Origin of the sequence: Nocardiopsis chromatogenes YIM 90109 (genome assembly GCF_000341185.1) — a bacterium.
In the GTDB taxonomy this organism is placed as follows: Bacteria; Actinomycetota; Actinomycetes; order Streptosporangiales; family Streptosporangiaceae; genus Nocardiopsis_A; species Nocardiopsis_A chromatogenes.
The window spans coordinates 1-17,432 of the sequence record NZ_ANBH01000039.1 but is presented as its reverse complement, the minus strand read 5'-3'; the positions used below and the strand labels follow the sequence as shown (position 1 = coordinate 17,432).

The window sequence follows — 17,432 nt, the reverse complement described above, 5'->3', positions numbered from 1 at the left end:
TTCCGTCCGCATGTCGGGCCCAGTGGTGCCCGGTCGTCCCCCTCCCCGCCGGTGGCACGCCGCGGTGCCGACCTCCGTACGTCGAGCCCGGCCCCTCCGCAGGGCCCTCCGTCCGCCGCACGGCCACTGGACACGAGCCCAGCGTGCAGGCGCGGCGTGCCCGCCTGTCGTGCGGCTGCCGTATGCGCGGCCGACCGGCGCTACCGTTGACCGGGAACTACGCGCCTCCCCCGGCGCCGCCCGCGCGGCGGCACGCCGGGGCCGCCACGGCGCGCTCGCACGGAGAGGAACACGGACGCGTGGCCACGCTCAGCCAGTGGGTCGCGGGGGCCCGCCCCCGCACGTTGCCGAATTCGATCGTCCCGGTGGCCGTCGGCACCGGCGTGGCCGTCGGCGTCGGCGCCCCCGTGTGGTGGAAGGCCGCCCTGGCCCTGCTGGTCTCCCTGGCCCTGCAGGTCGGGGTGAACTACGCCAACGACTACAGCGACGGGGTGCGCGGCACCGACACCGAGGAGCGGGTCGGCCCGATGCGGCTGACCGGGTCGGGGGCGGCCCCGGCCCGGCAGGTGCTGCTGGCGGCCTGGGGCTGCTTCGCGCTCGCGGGCGTGCTGGGGCTGGTCCTGGTGGCGGCCTCGTCCTGGTGGCTGCTGCTGATCGGCGCGGCCGCGATCGCCGCCGCCTGGTACTACACCGGCGGGCGCACCCCGTACGGCTACCGGGGCCTGGGCGAGGTGTCGGTGTTCGTCTTCTTCGGCCTGGTCGCCGTGGTCGGCACGGTGTTCGTGCAGGTCGGCTCGGTGCCCTGGCAGGCCTGGGCGGCGGCGGTGCCCATCGGGCTGCTGTCCTGCTCGGTGCTGGTGATCAACAACCTGCGCGACATCGGCACCGACGCCGAGAGCGACAAGATCACCCTGGCGGTGCGGCTCGGCGAGGGGCGCACGCGGCTGCTGTACCAGGGGTGCCTGGTCGGGGCGTTCGTGATCGCGCTGTTCGCGGTCGCGGTCACCCCGTGGGCGGCGCTGGTGGTGCTGGCGGCGCCGCTGGCGGTGCGCCCGCTGCGGCGCGTACGCGGCGGGCAGACCGGCCGCGACCTGATCCTGGGCTTGGGCGAGACCGGGAAACTGCAGATGGCGTTCGGCGCCCTGCTCACCGCCGGACTGGCACTGGGGGCACTGGGCTGAGCCGCGTCCCGGCCGCGCCCCCGCGCCAGCCCCGGGACAAGCGGTCCGGAACCGCGCCGATAGGATCGCTTTCCCCGAGATCGACGACCGGGCCGCCGGGCGGAGAGCTCTCGGACGGAGCGTGGCGGGCGCGGGTTCCCTCCGTCCACCGTCCGGAACCGGACGCGGACGGAACGGAATCCTCCCTGATCCGGACGTTAGCCTGTCCCCCATGTCCTCCCCCATCAACGAGACCGATCCCCATTCACACGCCGAACCTGCGACCGGAACACCGGTCCGCCGACGCATCGGCACGGCCCTCGCCGCGGGCGGCCTCGCCGTGGCGCTCACCGGCTGTTCGATGCTCGGCGGAGACGACGGTGGGGGCGGCGGCTCCCCCGATGAGCAGGCCTCCCCGGCCAATGCGGGCAAGGTGGACCCGGGCGAGGCCGATGCCCGGGAGACCATCGCGAGCCAGGACGTCACCACCCTCGGGACCGACCTGCACATCGCGGTGCACTCGCTGGCCCGCGGAGACGAGACCGTCGAACTGACCTTCTCGGTCACCAACACCGGTGACGAGGAGAGCGACATCTTCCACACCTGGCTCGGGGCCGCCTCCGACCAGTACAACGTTTCGGGGGTCAAGCTGGTCGACTCCGCCAACGGGAAGGTCCACCTGCCCGCCCGCGACGAGGACGGCACCTGCGTGTGCTCCACCTACGGCGGCGCGGACGAGCTCGGACCGGGCGACTCCATCCTCTACAGCGCCACCTACGGGGCGCCGCCGGAGGACGTGGAGACCATGGACGTGAAGATCCCTACGGCCGGGTCGTTCGACAATGTTCCGCTCTCCTGACCGCCGCGCGCGGCTGCTGGCCCTACCGGCGGCGTTCCTCGTCCTCGGAGCCCCCGCGGCCGCACAGGCCGGCGAGGACGGCCCCGAGGAGATCGTCGCCGAGGTGGAGGCCGGGCCGGTCGCCGACGCCCCGATCCACGACCTCGACGCGCCCGTGCAGGACCTCGATGCCCCGGTGCACGACCTGACCTACGGCACCGAGAACACGGACGGGTCGCTCAAGAACGAGGAGAACACCGAGGAGCGGGTGGTGACGCTCTCCGCCGACGTCCTGTTCGAGTTCGACGAGGCGGAACTGACCTCTGATGCGCGTGAGGCGCTGGAGGAGGCGGCCGACATCCTGCGCGGGGAGGCCGACGGCAAGACCGTCGACATCGACGGCTACACCGACTCCAAGGGCTCCGACGAGCGCAACATCCCGCTGTCGGAGGAGCGCGCGGAGGCGGTCGAGGAGGAACTGTCCGCACTGCTCGACGGCGTGGACGTCACGTTCGAGACCAACGGCCACGGGTCGGCCGACCCCGTCGCGCCCAATGAGATCGACGGCGAGGACAACCCGGAGGGCCGCGAGAAGAACCGGCGTGTGGAGATCCGCTACCCGCGTTGACCGGTGGCCGGTCGGCGCCGACCGGCGGGCGTCTGAGACCCTGGTGGCCTGCGGCGATGTCCCGCTTCCGCAGGTGGCCCGTGCCGAAGGCGCCCGCCGCGGCGTCATGGCGCTGTGCGGCGCGGGTCCGGGTACGGGATCGACGCCGGACGTTGGCCGTGGCGCCCTTCGGCCGTGGCCTGGTAGTAGTGTGCCTCACACACTCCAGTAGGATTGCGTGTGACATTGTCGTACTAGGAAGTGGTCACGCGCATGCCTGGCAGGATCCAGTCGATCGAGCGCGCGGCCGGGATCCTCCGGCTCCTGGCCGGCGGGGCCCGGGGGCTCAGCCTCGCGGAGATCTCGCGGAGCATGGAGCTGCCGAAGGGCACCGTCCTCGGCATCCTGCGCACCCTGCAGCACGTGGGCTTCGTCGAGCAGGACGAGGCCACCGGCCACTACCGCCTCGGCGGCGGCCTGCTCCGCCTGGGCACCCGCTACCTGGACGGCAACGAACTGCGCACCCGCGCGCTGAACTGGGCCGACTCACTGGCCTCCCGCAGCGGCGAGAGCGTGCGCATCGGGACCCTGCACGAGGGCCAGGCGCTCGTCGTCCACCATGTGTTCCGCCCCGACGACAGCACCCAGACGCTGGAGGTCGGCTCGCTGCTGCCGCTGCACGCCACCGCCCTGGGCAAGGCGCTGATGGCGTTCGACCCGCTGGCCATGCCGGTGCCCTCCGAGGAGGGCGGCCCGGACCACCCCCTGGAGGACGGCAACGGCCGCGCCCTCGACCTCGCCCGCTTCACCCCCAGCACACTGACCGCCCCCGACGACCTGCTGGACGAGCTGGACCGGGTGCGCGCCCGGGGCTGGGCCGGTGAGGACGAGGAGCTCATCGAGGGCGAGGTGGCCATCGCCGCGCCGATCCGCGACCACCGGGGCACCACCGTGGGGGCCGTGGGCATCTCCGGCGCCGTGGAGCGGCTGCACGGACCGAACGGCGAAGGCGCACGCATGGAGCTGGTGTCCTACGTCCGCGACGCCGCCAGGTCCATCTCCCGCGAGCTGGGCGCGCACTCCTGGTGACCCCGGGGGCCGCAGGGGGCGACGCCGGGTAGCGGGCCCGGCGACCCGCCGCGACCCGCCGCGCCGCACGGGCCAGGCCCCTCACCGACCGCGACCCCGCGCCCACCGACGGCGACACGGCTTCCGCCCCTGGTCACGACCCTGGTGTGTGACGATCCTGAACGGTAACGTCGGGCGTCACCGCACCTTCCCACCACCGCTTGACAACTCCGGAGACACGGCTCACACTTGGCTCCATTCGTACTACATTGTCGTACGTCATGCGGATCGAGCGCTCGCGTGAACCGGTGTGACCCCCGGAACGCGTCCCGGGCACCGGTCCGGCCAGCGATGTCCCCTTCCCAGAGGCGAGTGACCGGATGACCACCCAGTACATTGCCGCCATCGACCAGGGCACCACGTCCAGCCGGTGCATCGTCTTCGACCACGACGGCCGGATCGTCTCCGTCGGCCAGCGCGAGCACCGGCAGATCTTCCCCCAGCCCGGGTGGGTCGAGCACGACGCCACCGAGATCTGGGACAACGTCCAGATCGTGGTCCGCGAGGCCCTGGAGGCCGGAGGCCTGGCCCCCTCCCAGCTCGCCGCGGTCGGCATCACCAACCAGCGCGAGACCACGGTGGTGTGGGACCGCGAGACCGGCGAGCCGGTGCACAACGCCATCGTCTGGCAGGACACCCGCACCGACGCCCTCACCCGCGAGCTGGCCGGAGGGATCGGCCAGGAGCGGTTCCGCGAGCGCTGCGGCCTGCCGCTGGCCACCTACTTCGCCGGGCCCAAGCTCCGCTGGCTGCTCGACGAGGTGGAGGGCCTGCGCGAGCGCGCCGAGCGCGGCGAGGTGCTGTTCGGCACCATGGACACCTGGATCATCTGGAAGCTGACCGGCCGGCACGTCACCGACGTCACCAACGCCAGCCGCACCATGCTGATGAACCTGCACACCCTGGACTGGGACGCCGAGATCCTGGACGCCATGCGCATCCCGGCGCAGGTGCTCCCGGAGATCACCTCCTCGGCCGAGGTGTACGGGCAGGCCCGCGGGTTCCTGGAGGGCGTCCCGGTCGCCTCCGCCCTGGGCGACCAGCACGCCGCCCTGTTCGGGCAGACCTGCTTCTCCCCCGGCGAGGTCAAGGGCACCTACGGCACCGGCACCTTCATGGTGCTCAACACCGGCACCGAGCCGGTCATGAGCTCCAACGGCCTGCTCACCACGCTCGGCTACAAGATCGGCGACGCCCCGGCGGTGTACGCGCTGGAGGGCTCCATCGCGGTCACCGGCTCGCTGGTGCAGTGGGTGCGCGACAACCTGGGCCTGATCTCCAGCGCCGCCGAGATCGAGACGCTCGCCCGCACCGTCGACGACAACGGCGGCTGCTACGTCGTCCCGGCCTTCTCCGGGCTGTTCGCCCCGCACTGGCGCAGCGACGCCCGCGGCGTCATCACCGGTCTGACCGGCTACGTCAACAAGGGCCACATCGCCCGCGCGGTGCTGGAGGCCAGCGCCTGGCAGACCCGCGAGGTGGTCGACGCGATGCGCTCGGACTCGGGCGTGGAACTGTCCTCGCTGCGCGTGGACGGCGGCATGACCGCCGACAACCTGCTCATGCAGATCCTCGCCGACGTCCTCGACGTCGAGGTCGTGCGGCCGATGGTCGCCGAGACCACCTGCCTGGGCGCCGCCTACGCGGCCGGTCTGGCGGTGGGCTACTGGCCCGACATGGAGAGCCTGCGCGCCAACTGGCACAAGGCCGCCGAGTGGACGCCGAAGATGGACGACCAGGTGCGCGAGCGCGAGTACCGCAACTGGGGCAAGGCCGTCGAGCGCACCCTCGGCTGGGTCGAGCACAACGACGCCTGACGTCCCGACGCCCCCCGCACGCATCCGTGGGCGGCCCGCCCGGACCGGAACCGGCCGGGCCGCCGACGGCGGCGGCGAGGCGGCCGGTCCCCCGCCCCTCCCTCCCCCTCCTCTGAACCCCGCACCGGCGCGCACCAGCAGGTGACCTGCGCGTGCAGGAGGCCGAGGAGGCCGTGGACGGCGGGACTCCGACCGGACACGGCCGCCCCCGCCCCGGCGGACCGATCCGCCTCAAAGCCGGAGGCCGCACCCCTTTCCGAGGTCCGACTCCTCCGGTGCAGTCCCCTACCCCTCCCCCACCCGCAGCGGCCGCCCTGCGCGCCCGCTGGCATCCCTGCCCGCACGGAGGCTCCCATGGTCTATCTCGCCGAATTCGTCGGCACCGCGATTCTCATCCTGCTCGGCGGCGGCGTCGTCGCCGGCGTCACCCTCGCCAAGTCCAAGGCGAACAACGGCGGCTGGATCGTCGTCACCTTCGGGTGGGGCATGGCGGTCATGATGGCCGTCTACGTCGTCGGGCAGTACAGCGGCGCGCACATCAACCCCGCGGTCACCTTCGCGTTGGCCTCCATCGGCGACCTGCCGTGGTCGCAGGTGCCGGGCTACATCGCCGCGCAGATGGCCGGCGCCTTCGCCGGTGCGGTCCTGGTGTGGCTGGCCTACCTGCCGCACTGGAAGGAGACCGACGACCCGGACACCAAGCTCGGCGTGTTCTCCACCGCGCCCGCGGTGCGCAACATCCCGGCGAACTTCGCCACCGAGGTCATCGGCACGTTCATGCTGGTCTTCGGCATCCTGGGGATCAACGCCAACGTGAACCCGATGGGCAACGGCGAACTGACGGTGCTGTTCGGCACCGGCATCGCGCCGATGCTGGTCGGCTTCCTGGTGCTGGCCATCGGCCTGTCCCTGGGCGGCCCCACCGGGTACGCCATCAACCCCGCCCGTGACCTGGGCCCGCGCATCGCCCACGCGCTGCTGCCGATCCCGGGCAAGGGCGGCTCGGACTGGTCCTACGCCTGGGTCCCGGTGGTCGCCCCGATCGTGGGCGGCGTGCTGGCCGCCCAGGTCTTCACCGCCATCGGCTTCGGCGGCTGACGGCGCCCGGAGGGCGGACCCCCTCCGACCGGCGGCACGGGGCGGCGCGTCCCCGTGCCGCCTTCGTCGTCGCGGGGCTTGCCGACCGGTCCCCTGGAAGGCCCCATCACACCTCCGGGCCCCGGCCGGGGCGGCCCCGCGGGCGGTGCGGGCGTGCGTTCATCGCGACACCAGAACGGGATTCCGCGCCCAGGGGCCCCAAACGGCACACCCGAACTGTTTGCCGGGCCCGGTATCACTGCGTGTAGCCGAAATCGGTCCAGGGTGGGTGCCACGGCGCCCGGCAGGGACGCGCGGGCGGCCGCACACCCACCGCCGCACCCCACAAGAACACCCCGAACAAGCATGAAACGGGTATTCCCCCCTTGAGCCTGTTCCGGTATCGCGGTCTTCGTCGCCTCGGGGGCGTCGGAGGTGTCGCCGGGCGCGCTTCCCGCCCCGCCCGCACGTAACGCGGAGTGTTCGACCAGGTCACGGCCTTTCCGGTGTTCGCGGTGCGGGCCCGGCGGCCGCCCGGACGACGAAGGCCTCGAACCCCGCCGCCCGCGGCGCCTGCCCGGCCCGCGAGGAGCCCGCCGCCCGGCAAGCAGGGCCGGGGAACCGCCCGGCTCAGGCCGTTGCCGCCCATCACAGCGGCCATCCGCACGCCCGGCGGCCGACAGCGCTGCCACCAGGGCCGCCGACCTCCGTCGTCGCCGCCCGCCTCTCACTCCACCGGCCCGCCGCCCGACCGGAGACCGGAGCGGGGCACCTGCCGTGCCGCCGCCCGCCTGGGACGCCAGGCGGCCGAAGGCGTCGGCCGCACCCTCAGGTGTGGCCGCCCCAGGCTCGCCATACCGGGGTCAGGGCCGCGTCCGCCTTGTACGGGCGCTCGCCCGTCCACCGCCACACCGCGCCGGGCCCCGCCAGGTCGAGCAGGTCAGGGCCGTCCGGTCCCTCCCCTTCACCCGGGTCGCGGCCGAACAGGCCCACCTGGCCCACCACACGGTCCCCGCCCAGGACGCCCGGCAGGCCCCGCACCTCGGGTTCGCGCAGGTCCAAGTCCTCGGTGAACAGGGGGCGGCCTGCCAGGCGCACGCGCGTGGACGCCAGCATCCTCCCGCCGCGCTCCCCCGTCCTGCCCAGGACCAGGGACTCGCGCCACAGCAGCTCGGCCCCCTCCGCCACGTCGGCCTCGACCTCGCGCCGGACGTCGGCGCCGTCGGAGACCACGAACGCCGGTTCGGTCCAGGTCATGCGCGCCCCCTCGGCGAGGCGGACCGAGGCCCGCCAGGCCGCCCGGCCCCCGCGCGCGTTGTAGGCCACGGTGCCGTTCGGGTCGACGAGCTCCAGTTCGGCGCCGGGGCCCACGTCCACGTGGAGCCGGACGTCGTCCCCCGCGCACAGCGCCGCCCGCACCGCCGCGAGGGCGACGCGCAGCGCACCGCCGGGGCGGCGCATGATGCCCGGCTTGAGGAACGTCCCGGTCTCCAGCGCCACGGGCACGGACCGGTCGCCGTGCCTGCGCACCGCGATCACGGCGGGTGCGGACGGGTCGAGGCCGTCCTCGGAGGGGGCCGCCCCGTCCTCAGGGGCGGAGGCGGCCCGTTCGCGCAGCGCTTCCATCAGTGCCCGTGGCCGTGGCCGTGGCCATGGCCGTGCCCGCCGTCGTCCTCGGGGCCGTGGCTGTGCGGCGCCATCGGGCCCGGGTCCTGCGGGGTGTGCGCGCCGCTGCGGTGCGCCTCGATCACGCCGCGCACCCAGTCGCACAGCGCCTTCACCGACGGCTCGTCGGTGCGGGACAGCGCCAGCACCGGCCGCCCGTCCCGCGCCCGTTCTGCGTCGGCGACCATCCGCTCCACGTCGACGCCGACGTAGGGCGCCAGGTCGGACTTGTTGACGATGAGCAGGTCGGCGCGGCCGATCCCCGGTCCGCCCTTGCGTGCCACGTCGCCGCCGCCCGCCACGTCCAGGCAGAAGATCTGGGCGTCGATCAGGGCGGGGCTGAAGGTGGCGGTGAGGTTGTCGCCGCCGCTCTCCACCAGCACCAGGTCGAGCGGGGCGAAGTCCTCCTCCATGTCCTCCACCGCGTCCAGGTTGGCGGTGATGTCGTCGCGGATGGCGGTGTGCGGGCAGGCGCCGGTCTCCACGGCCCGGATGCGCTCCCCGGGCAGCACCCCGGCGCTGCGCAGGAAGCGGGCGTCCTCGTCGGTGTAGATGTCGTTGGTGACCACGGCCATCGCCAGCTCGCCGGAGAGCTCCCGGCACAGGGTGGCGATGAGCGAGCTCTTGCCGGTGCCGACCGGCCCGGCCACGCCCAGGCGCAGGGTGCGGCGGCCGCCGGACGCGGTGGCGGCGGCGTCCGCGGTGCTCTTCGGCGACGCGGTGGCGTCAGGCGACACGGTGTTCTCAGGCGACGCTGTGTTCTCAGGCAACGAATAGCCTCCTCGTTTCACGTGCGTGCGCCTCGGCCCAGCGGTCGATGAGCGGGGCCGAGTGCGCGGGAATGTCGTGGGGGACGTCCGTCGCGGCGGCGGCGCGGACCGACTCCTCGATCCGGGGTGACAGGTCGAGGAGCCAGCGGACCGCGGTGAGCGGGTCGCCGGGGCGGAGCTTGAGGGCGGCCGCGGTGACCGTCTGGGCGTCCTCGTACAGGGCGGCGCGGGCGGTCTGCTCGGCGGTCATGCCGAACACCGCCGCGAGCGCGCCGAGGACGACCGGGCGCAGCGCCCGCAGCCCGGGGGTGGCCGCCTGCGCGGTGGGCAGGGCGCGGACGGCGGGGTGGTCGGCGTCGACCCGCCGGGCGAGGCGGGCCAGCCCGCGGCCGAGGGTGGCGGACGCCTCGCGCAGCGCCCGGCTGGGGGTGCGGGCGGCGAGGGCCTCCTGGACGGGGCCGTAGTCGGGTTCGGCGCCGGGCTCCGGGTCCCGGGCGGCACGAAGCGCGACGACCGCGGCGGCGGCCTCGGTGCGACCGACCGTGGCCAGGCGGGCGCGGATGTAGTCGGGGATGCGCTCCTCCGGCAACCCGGCTTCGAGGGCGGCCTCCAGGGTCGCCGAGTGGGCGTGGCCCCCGGTGGGGAGCCGGGCGTCGGCGAGCAGGAGCGCCCCCAGCGCGCCCGTGTCGGTGCTCATCGTCTTCTCCNGCGGGCCGATCCGCCCGCCGGTGGGACGTCGCTGGGAGCGCAGCCGCAGCACCGTGCCCGCCGTCCCGCCGCCGCAGGCCGGCCGGAGCCCTCGAAACGCGCCCGACGACCTTGGGCCTCATCGTGGGGCTCACTCACCATCCTGCGCCCGACCTGCAACGATGACCACCCGGGCCGCACCTTCGCGGGATGGGTGCCCGTGCCGCCTGCGTTCGCGGGCCGACTGGGCGGATGCTCCTCCGGTCGACGGCGAGCGGGCAGTAAGCGAGCGCACCGGGTAGGGCGGCTCCGGCCCCGACACCGACCGCCCTTCATGGGCTCCCCCTGACCACCCGCATGTCCATCCGCATCCGCAATCCAGCGGGGAAGGTCCTCTCCGGTCGTCGGCGAGCAATGAGCGGCGACCGAGCACGCCCGGGGGCGGCCCCGCCCCGCGACGGGCCCCTGGAGGGGGCGCCACCTGCGAGCCCACGCCCGCAGGCCGCCCCCCGCTCGAACCCGTGGCGCGCCCCTGCCCCACCGGTGTCCGGATCAGAACATGCTGTACCGCTGGGCCAGCGGGACCTCCGACACCGGGGCGTCGGCGCCCTTCGGGTCGACCTCGTAGCCGTCGATGGTGACCCGGAACGTCTCCGGGTCCACGCTGATCTCCGGCAGGGCGCTGTTGTTGGGCATGTGCTCCTTGCCCACTCCGCGCGTGTGCCGGATCGGCGTCAGGCGGCGCCGCAGCCCCAGGCGCTCGGCCACCCCCTCCTCCAGGGCGGCCGGGGCCACGAAGCTCGTCGCCAGGTGCGCGGCGTCGCCCACGGCCAGCCCCGGGCGCAGCAGCATCGGCTCGGCGGTCGGGATGGAGGCGTTGACGTCGCCCTGCGGGGCGTACACCACGCCGCCGCCCTTGACCACCGCCGCCGGGCGGATGCCGAAGAACGCCGGGTTCCACAGCACCAGGTCGGCGAGCTTGCCCGGCTCCACCGAGCCCACCTCGTGGTCGATACCGGCGGCCACGGCCGGGCAGATGGTGTACTTGGCGACATAGCGCCGCGCCCGCTCGTTGTCGGCGGGCATCAGCGAGCCGCCGCCCCACCGGTCCTTCATCGCGTGCGCCACCTGCCAGGTGCGGGTGACCACCTCCCCGGCGCGCCCCATGGCCAGGGCGTCGGAGGAGGTCATCGAGATCGCCCCCATGTCCTGCAGCAGGTCCTCGGCGGCCATGGTGGTGTCGCGGATGCGCGAGTCGGCGAACTGCACGTCCGCCTCGACGTCGGGGTTGAGGTGGTGGCAGACCATGAGCATGTCGTGGTGCTCGGCCACCGTGTTGACGGTGAAGGGCAGCGTCGGGTTGGTGGAGGACGGCAGCACGTTGGGCTCGCCCGCCACCACGATGATGTCGGGGGCGTGCCCGCCCCCGGCGCCCTCGGAGTGGAAGATGTGGATGCCGCGTCCGCCGATCGCCCCGAGGGTCTCCTGCACGTACCCGGCCTCGTTGAGGCTGTCGGCGTGCAGGGACACCTGGATGCCGAACGCGTCGGCGGCGCGCAGGGCCGCGTCGATCGCCCCCGGGGTGGCGCCCCAGTCCTCGTGGATCTTGAGCCCGGCGGCCCCGGCGCGGACCTGTTCGGCCATGGCGGCCTGGCCCACGGTGTTGCCCTTGCCCAGCAGCAGCAGGTTCATCGGGACCGCGTCGAGGGCGCGGTGGGTGGTGGCCAGGTTCCACGGGCCCGGGGTGACGGTGGTGGCCTTGCTGCCCTCCGCGGGGCCGGTGCCGCCGCCGATGGAGGTGGTGATGCCCAGCGACAGCGCCTCCCACAGCTGGTCGGCGTTGAGGAGGTGCACGTGGGAGTCGATGCCCCCGGCGGTGAGGATGCGCCCCTCGCCCGCGAGCACCTCGGTGCCGGGGCCGATCACCAGGTCGGGGTGGACCCCGTCCTGCACGTCGGGGTTGCCCGCCTTGCCGACGGCGGCGATGCGGCCGTCGCGCACGCCCACGTCGGCGCGGACCACGCCCCAGTGGTCGAGCACCACGGCGTTGGTGATGACCATGTCGAGGGCGCCCTCGGCATGGGTGGTGGTGGACTGCAGCATGGACTCGCGGATCGACTTGCCGCCGCCGAAGACCGCCTCGTCGCCGCCGACGCAGCGGTCCTCCTCGACCTCGACCCACAGGTTGGTGTCGCCCAGCCGCACCCGGTCGCCCGCGGTGGGACCGTACAGGGAGGCGTATTCGTCCCGGGAGATGCGGCTCATCGCACGCCACCCCCGACCACGGCCCTGCCCGGGCGGATGCCGGGCACCTCGCGGCGCCCGCCGAGCTCCACCGCGGTCACCGCCTTCTCGTCGCCGGGCTGGAAGCGCAGCGACGTCCCGGCGGGGATGTCCAGGCGGAACCCCTCGACCAGGGCGCGGTCGGCGGGGATGCCGTCGGCGTCGGAGAAGGCCAGCACCGGGTTCACGTCGGCCAGGTGGATGTGCGAGCCGACCTGCACGGGGCGGTCGCCGTCGTTGCGGATCACCACGGAGCGCTTCTCGCGCCCGGCGTTGAGCTCGATCTCGCCCGGTGCGGGGACGAGGGCGCCGGGCGCGGTGGCGGTCCCCGCCGCCTCCTCCTCCCCGTGCCCGGCCGCGTGGCGGATGGGGTGGGTCATGGTGACGAGCTTGCGCCCGTCCGGGAAGGTCGCCTCGACCTGCACGTAGTCCACCAGTTCGGGGACGCCGTCCATCACCTGGTCGGCGCTGAGCACGTCCGTGCACTCGGCCATCAGCCCCTCGACGCTCGCGCCCTCCCGCGCGCGCTCGACCGCCCAGCAGGACAGCAGGGCGACGGCCTCGGGGTGGTTGAGGCGCACCCCGCGCTCCAGGCGGTCCCGGGCGACCATCCCCGCCACACTGAGCAGTAGTTTTTCCCGATCCGACGGGGTAAGGAACATCTTTCCTCCGCAGCGCACGACGAATACGCCTTCAGGCAATGGTGTCCGAAGACGAGGAAACGACGTTTCGCCCCCATTTCAAGGGCGTTAAAAGTGCCAGTGAAGTCGAGCGGCTCAGCAGGGGGCATGCGAGACGGGCATGTCCAGATCGCCATGCGAGTCATCGGATCATTGGCTTCATGAAGATAACATGAAGGTGCGGCGCCCGACCCCCGGACCCGCCGGACGGCGGCCGGTCCCACCGGGAATCGATCCTCCGACGCGGAGAGCCTGCGGAGAATCCGGACCGTGACAGCACGAATACCCCGCGCCGAACGCACGGGGTATTCACGAAATTGCGGTATGGGACGGCGGGGAGCGCCGGGTCAGTCGAGACCGAGCAGCGGCTCCAGCCCCACCGTCAGCTGTTCGGGCAGGTCCGCCACGCGCCGCACGCCCAGCAGCACGCCCGGCATGAACGAGGCGCGGGTCATCGAGTCGTGGCGGATCTTCAGCGTCTCGCCGTGGGTGCCGAAGACCACCTCCTGGTGGGCGATGAGCCCGGTGATCCGCAGCGCGTGCACCCGCACGCCGTCCACGTCGGCGCCGCGCGCCCCCTCCACCTCGGAGGTGGTGGCGTCGGGCATCGGGGCGCACCCGGCGTCGGCGCGCGCCCGGGCCACCATCCGCGCGGTGCGGTCGGCGGTGCCGCTGGGCGCGTCGGCCTTGTTCGGGTGGTGCAGCTCGACGATCTCGGCCGACTCGAAGTAGGGCGCGGCCTTGGCGGCGAAGTTCATCATCAGCACCGCCGCGATGCCGAAGTTCGGGGCGATCAGGACGTTGGCGCCGGGGTGGCGGGCGAGCAGGTCGCGCACCTCGGCCAGCCGCTCGGTGTCGAAGCCGCTGGTGCCCACGACCGCGTGGATGCCGTTCCCGGCCAGCCACCGCAGGTTGTCCATCACCGCGTCGGGGTGGGTGAAGTCGACGACGACGTCGGCCCCCCGCGCCTTCTCCCGCTCCCCGGGGTCGTCGACCGCCGCGACGAGCTCGGTGTCCTCGGCGGCCTCGACCGCCTTGACGACTTCCGTTCCCATGCGCCCCTGGGCGCCGAACACTCCTACCTTGATCACGGGGTTCACCGTACCGGAGCCGGTGGGCCCGCCCGCGCGCCTCTGCCGGGCGCGGGCGCCGCCTTGAGACGATCGCCCCGGGGCTCCGAGGCCGGGCCCCCGGGGAGGAGGGTCCCGATGGCGGAGCGGAAGGCGCGGCGGGGGGCCGACCGGGGGACGCTGAGGACGCCGGGCCGGGACGACCGGGGGTGGGGCGGGGCGGCGGAGGCCGGCCGCGGGGCCGACGAGCCGCGCGCGCCGCACCACGAGAGCCTGGGGTCGCGGCTGAACTGGCTGCGCGCCGGGGTGCTCGGCGCCAACGACGGGATCGTGTCCACGGCCGGGCTGGTGGTGGGCGTGGCCGGGGCGACCGCCTCGGGCTCGGCCGTCCTGGTGGCCGGGGTGGCGGGCATGTTCTCCGGCGCGCTGTCGATGGCGGCGGGCGAGTACGTGTCGGTGGGCACCCAGCGCGACACCGAGCGGGCCGCCCTCGCGCGCGAGCGCCGCGAGCTGGAGGAGGACCCGGAGGCCGAGCTGGAGGAGCTGGCCGGGATGTACCGGGAGCGGGGGCTCGACGCGGACCTGGCACACCGGGTGGCCGAGCAGCTCACCGCCCGGGACGCGCTGCGGGCGCACGCCGAGGTGGAGTTGAAGCTGGACTCCGATGAACTGACCGATCCGTGGCAGGCGGCGCTGGCGAGCTTCCTGTCGTTCATCGTGGGCGCGCTGGTGCCGTTGCTGCTGATCACCCTGTCCCCAGGCGGCTGGCGGGTGCCGGTGACGGTCGCCGCGGTGGCCGGGGCGGTGGCGGTGACCGGCGCGGTCAGCGCCCGCCTGGGCGGCGCCGACCCGCGCCGCGCGGCCCTGCGCAGCGTGGTCGGGGGGCTGCTGGCGATGGCGGTGACCTTCGGCATCGGCACGGCGGTCGGTGGCGCCACGGGGGTGTGACCGCGCACAGCGGACGGCATCCGCTGGAGCGGTGGAACTTCTCGCAGCCTCGGCCGGGAGCACCGGTCGAGGCCCCCGAGTCGGATTGGGCCCGGATCGAATCTGAACCGGGACGGCCGCGCTGACCTGGTCGGGGAGAAATTCCGTGGACACGGCCACGCGGGGTGGGACGGGCCGGACACCCGGTCCGGGGTCGGCGGGTGCCTGGGCGAGCCGGTTGGAGGCGGGGCCGCGTCCCTCGCGCCGGGCGGTTCCGGCTCCCCGGTGGATACCCACGGGCTTGCGGGCGCGGATGGTGTGTCCGGCGTTCATCAGGCGGAAGTACTCTGCCCGTTCGCGTTCGAGAGGGCGGCGCCCCGGGGATGGCGGCCGTGGCCGTGTCCGCTGGAGTGGTGTGATTCCGTCTGACCTGGCCAGCAGAGCGTCACGACCTGGGGGCGGGCCGCCGCTCGGCCCCGCCGGACTGCCGCCCCGGTCCGGCTCCGACGGAGCCGGACCGGGGTACCTCAGGCCCTGCCGTGCGCGCCGGTCACGCCCGTGCCAGCAGGAGGGAGAAGTCCCCGTCGGGGTCGGTCCACCAGTGCTCCAAGGTGAAACCGGCCTCCGCCAGCTCGGACCTGAGGCCCTCCTTGCGGAACTTGGAGGAGATCTCGGTGCGCATCTCCTCCCCCTCCGCGAAGGCGACCTCCATGTCCAGCGCCTCCACGTGCACCTCGTGGGCGGTGCGGGTGCGCAGGCGCATCTCGATCCATTCGCGGTCCGGGTCCCAGACAGCGACGTGCTCGAACAGCCCGGGGTCGAAGTCGGCACCCAGCTCGCGGTCGATCACCCGCAGCACGTTCCGGTTGAACTCGGCCGTCACGCCCTGCGCGTCGTCGTAGGCCGCCACCAGCCGGGCCGGGTCCTTGACCAGGTCCGCCCCGAGCAGCAGGCTCTCGCCCTCCTCCATCGTGCCGCGCAGGTCGCCCAGGAACGCCGCCCGCTGGTCCGGGGTCTGGTTGCCGATGGTCGACCCGAGCATGGCCACCATGCGCCTGCCCCCGGTGGGCAGCAGCGGCAGGTGCCGCTCGAAGTCGGCCACCACCGCGTGCACCCGCAGACCCGGGTGGTCGGCGGCGATGCGCGCGGCCGCCTCCTCCAGGAAGTCGCCGCTGACGTCGACGGGGACGAACCCGGTCGGGCCGTCCCGCTCGCACAGGGCGTCCAGCAGTAGCCGGGTCTTCTCCCCCGACCCCGCCCCCAGTTCCACCAGGGTGTCGGCGCCGGACGCGCGGGCGATCTCCCCGGAGCGCTCGCGCAGGATGGCCCGCTCGGCCCGCGTGGGGTAGTACTCGGGCAGCCGGGTGATCTCCTCGAACAGCCCGCTGCCGCGCTCGTCGTAGAACCACTTGGGCGGCAGGGTCTTGGGCGCGGCCGCCAGCCCTTCGGCGACGTCGCGCCGGAGCGACTTGGACAGGTCGTCCTCGGTCAGGTGGCGGTCGGTGCGGACCATTGCGCGTCCCCCTCCTCGCGTCGTCCGCGGGCCGCCGGTGCGGCGACGGCGGTCGTGCGTATCCCTTCGGAATCGGCGATGACCAGGGAACACTCCGGAACCCGGTGCCATTCCGCCGCGTCGTCCAGCGGCTCGGAGGCGATGATCGCGCCCCCGCCCCGCGCCCCGTCCCCGCCGGCGTCGCCACCGGCCGTGTCACCGGCCCCGCCACCGTCCAGCGCACGCACGTACAGCGTGTCGCCGAACGCGGTGGCCGCGATGGCGTGCCCGTCGGAGGCCAGCAGGTTGTACCGGCCGGGCGAGTGCTCCAGCGCCGCCGCCACCGTGGCGGCCAGCGCCTCGCCGAGCCCCGCCCCGCGCCGCCGCAGCCGGACCGTGTGCGCGAACAGCGGCGCCGAATCGACGGGGGTGCGGGCGTCCAGGGCTCCGGCCGGGGCCGGGGAGCCCAGGGCGGCGGCCAGCGCCTCGTCGTCGTCGGCCGCGCCGTTGTGGCTGAACAGCATGCCGTCGGCGCGGAACGGCTGGGCGCACGACTCGTCGGTGCCGAACCCCGGCGTGGCGTCGCGCACGGCCGCCACCAGGCAGCCGGTGGTGATCGCGCGGGCGGCGTCCTCGAACGAGGTGTCCGCCCAGATCGGCATCGCGCGCCGGTAGCGCAGCGGCCCGCCGCCCCCGGGCGGGTACCACCCGGCGCCGAACCCGTCGGCGTTGACGGTGCCGTGCCGCTGCTCGCGCGGGGCGTAGGACTGGCGGTACAGCGGGTTCGCGCCCCTGCCCCCGCCCCCGTCCCCGAACAGCAGCCGGTGCAGGCTCGCGGGCGGCCCCAGATAGGCGAGGTGGCGGCACATCAGGCGCCCACCCCCGCCTCGTCCGGGGCGGCGTCGCGGGCCAGCCGGAAGCCGCTGAAGATCTGCCGCCGGACGGGGTGGTCCCAGTTGCGGAACGTGCCCCGGGTGGCGGTGGGGTCGGTCGCCCAGGAGCCGCCGCGCAGCACGCGGTAGCCGTCGTCGAAGAACACCTCGGAGTACTCCCTGTAGGGGAAGGCGGTGAAGCCGGGGTAGCCGTGGAAGACGGTGGAGGTCCACTCCCACACGTCGCCGATGAGCTGGCGCACCCCGAGCGGGGACGCCCCGTCGGGAAAGGCCCCCGCCGCCGAGGGGCGCAGCCGCCGCTGCCCCAGGTTGGCGTGGCGCGCGGCGGGCTCCTCGTC

The 17,432-nt window shown here is 74.2% G+C and carries 16 protein-coding genes; 7 read left to right on the top strand and 9 right to left on the bottom strand.

What is annotated here, in order from left to right; genetic code table 11:
- The first annotated feature begins 299 nt into the window (after positions 1 to 299).
- The 6 genes from D476_RS0103835 to D476_RS0103810 all read left to right on the top strand — a co-directional run bounded on the left by D476_RS0103835 (position 300) and on the right by D476_RS0103810 (position 6,648).
- On the top strand, positions 300 to 1,181 hold the full coding sequence (locus D476_RS0103835) for a 1,4-dihydroxy-2-naphthoate polyprenyltransferase (RefSeq protein WP_017622658.1): 882 nt from the start codon (positions 300 to 302) through the stop codon (positions 1,179 to 1,181).
- A gap of 211 nt (positions 1,182 to 1,392) precedes the next feature.
- On the top strand, positions 1,393 to 2,019 hold the full coding sequence (locus D476_RS0103830; RefSeq protein WP_017622657.1) for a hypothetical protein: 627 nt from the start codon (positions 1,393 to 1,395) through the stop codon (positions 2,017 to 2,019).
- Complete coding sequence (locus tag D476_RS0103825) at positions 2,003 to 2,626, top strand: OmpA family protein (protein WP_017622656.1); 624 nt, start codon at positions 2,003 to 2,005, stop codon at positions 2,624 to 2,626. Before D476_RS0103830 ends, D476_RS0103825 begins: the two co-directional genes overlap by 17 nt.
- A 252-nt stretch (positions 2,627 to 2,878) precedes the next feature.
- A complete protein-coding gene (locus tag D476_RS0103820) occupies positions 2,879 to 3,694 on the top strand; it encodes an IclR family transcriptional regulator (RefSeq protein ID WP_017622655.1) in 816 nt (271 codons plus the stop codon).
- A gap of 359 nt (positions 3,695 to 4,053) precedes the next feature.
- The gene (glpK, locus tag D476_RS0103815) at positions 4,054 to 5,550 is read left to right on the top strand and encodes a glycerol kinase GlpK (protein ID WP_017622654.1); all 1,497 of its coding nucleotides are present in this window, start codon (positions 4,054 to 4,056) and stop codon (positions 5,548 to 5,550) included.
- A 354-nt stretch (positions 5,551 to 5,904) separates the two neighbouring features.
- Positions 5,905 to 6,648, top strand: coding sequence for an MIP/aquaporin family protein (locus D476_RS0103810; protein ID WP_017622653.1), 744 nt, complete (start codon positions 5,905 to 5,907; stop codon positions 6,646 to 6,648).
- A gap of 807 nt (positions 6,649 to 7,455) precedes the next feature.
- Here D476_RS0103810 and D476_RS0103805 read toward each other — a convergent pair.
- The 6 genes from D476_RS0103805 to dapB form a co-directional block, all read right to left on the bottom strand.
- Positions 7,456 to 8,253 (bottom strand): urease accessory protein UreD, encoded by a 798-nt coding sequence (locus D476_RS0103805; RefSeq protein ID WP_017622652.1) that lies wholly within the window; start codon positions 8,251 to 8,253, stop codon positions 7,456 to 7,458.
- Positions 8,253 to 8,954 (bottom strand): urease accessory protein UreG, encoded by a 702-nt coding sequence (ureG, locus tag D476_RS0103800; protein ID WP_040725173.1) that lies wholly within the window; start codon positions 8,952 to 8,954, stop codon positions 8,253 to 8,255. Before ureG ends, D476_RS0103805 begins: the two co-directional genes overlap by 1 nt.
- A gap of 100 nt (positions 8,955 to 9,054) precedes the next feature.
- Positions 9,055 to 9,759 carry an urease accessory protein UreF gene (locus D476_RS0103795; RefSeq protein ID WP_017622650.1) on the bottom strand — a complete coding sequence of 235 codons (705 nt, stop codon included), beginning with the start codon at positions 9,757 to 9,759 and terminating at the stop codon, positions 9,055 to 9,057.
- Positions 9,760 to 10,301: 542 nt separating this feature from the next.
- Entirely contained in the window at positions 10,302 to 12,014 is a 1,713-nt protein-coding gene (locus D476_RS0103790; protein WP_017622649.1) for an urease subunit alpha, read from the bottom strand.
- Positions 12,011 to 12,694, bottom strand: coding sequence for an urease subunit gamma (locus D476_RS32005; protein ID WP_083939403.1), 684 nt, complete (start codon positions 12,692 to 12,694; stop codon positions 12,011 to 12,013). The genes D476_RS0103790 and D476_RS32005 overlap by 4 nt, the downstream gene beginning before the upstream one ends.
- Positions 12,695 to 13,059: 365 nt before the next feature.
- Positions 13,060 to 13,812: a 4-hydroxy-tetrahydrodipicolinate reductase gene (gene dapB, locus D476_RS0103780; protein WP_083939402.1), complete on the bottom strand. Its 753-nt coding sequence runs from the start codon at positions 13,810 to 13,812 to the stop codon at positions 13,060 to 13,062.
- Positions 13,813 to 13,920: 108 nt separating this feature from the next.
- On the opposite strand from dapB, the gene D476_RS0103775 reads away from it, so the two are divergent.
- The gene (locus D476_RS0103775; RefSeq protein ID WP_017622646.1) at positions 13,921 to 14,730 is read left to right on the top strand and encodes a VIT1/CCC1 transporter family protein; all 810 of its coding nucleotides are present in this window, start codon (positions 13,921 to 13,923) and stop codon (positions 14,728 to 14,730) included.
- A 529-nt stretch (positions 14,731 to 15,259) separates the two neighbouring features.
- On the opposite strand, the gene egtD is transcribed toward D476_RS0103775, so the two are convergent.
- The 3 genes from egtD to D476_RS32000 all read right to left on the bottom strand — a co-directional run.
- The gene (egtD, locus tag D476_RS0103770; RefSeq protein WP_017622645.1) at positions 15,260 to 16,222 is read right to left on the bottom strand and encodes an L-histidine N(alpha)-methyltransferase; all 963 of its coding nucleotides are present in this window, start codon (positions 16,220 to 16,222) and stop codon (positions 15,260 to 15,262) included.
- Positions 16,198 to 17,070 carry a class II glutamine amidotransferase domain-containing protein gene (locus D476_RS0103765; RefSeq protein WP_017622644.1) on the bottom strand — a complete coding sequence of 291 codons (873 nt, stop codon included), beginning with the start codon at positions 17,068 to 17,070 and terminating at the stop codon, positions 16,198 to 16,200. The genes egtD and D476_RS0103765 overlap by 25 nt, the downstream gene beginning before the upstream one ends.
- The coding region (locus D476_RS32000) for an SUMF1/EgtB/PvdO family nonheme iron enzyme (RefSeq protein WP_040725166.1) at positions 17,070 to 17,432 on the bottom strand (363 nt) is incomplete at its 5' end. The genes D476_RS0103765 and D476_RS32000, both read right to left, overlap by 1 nt.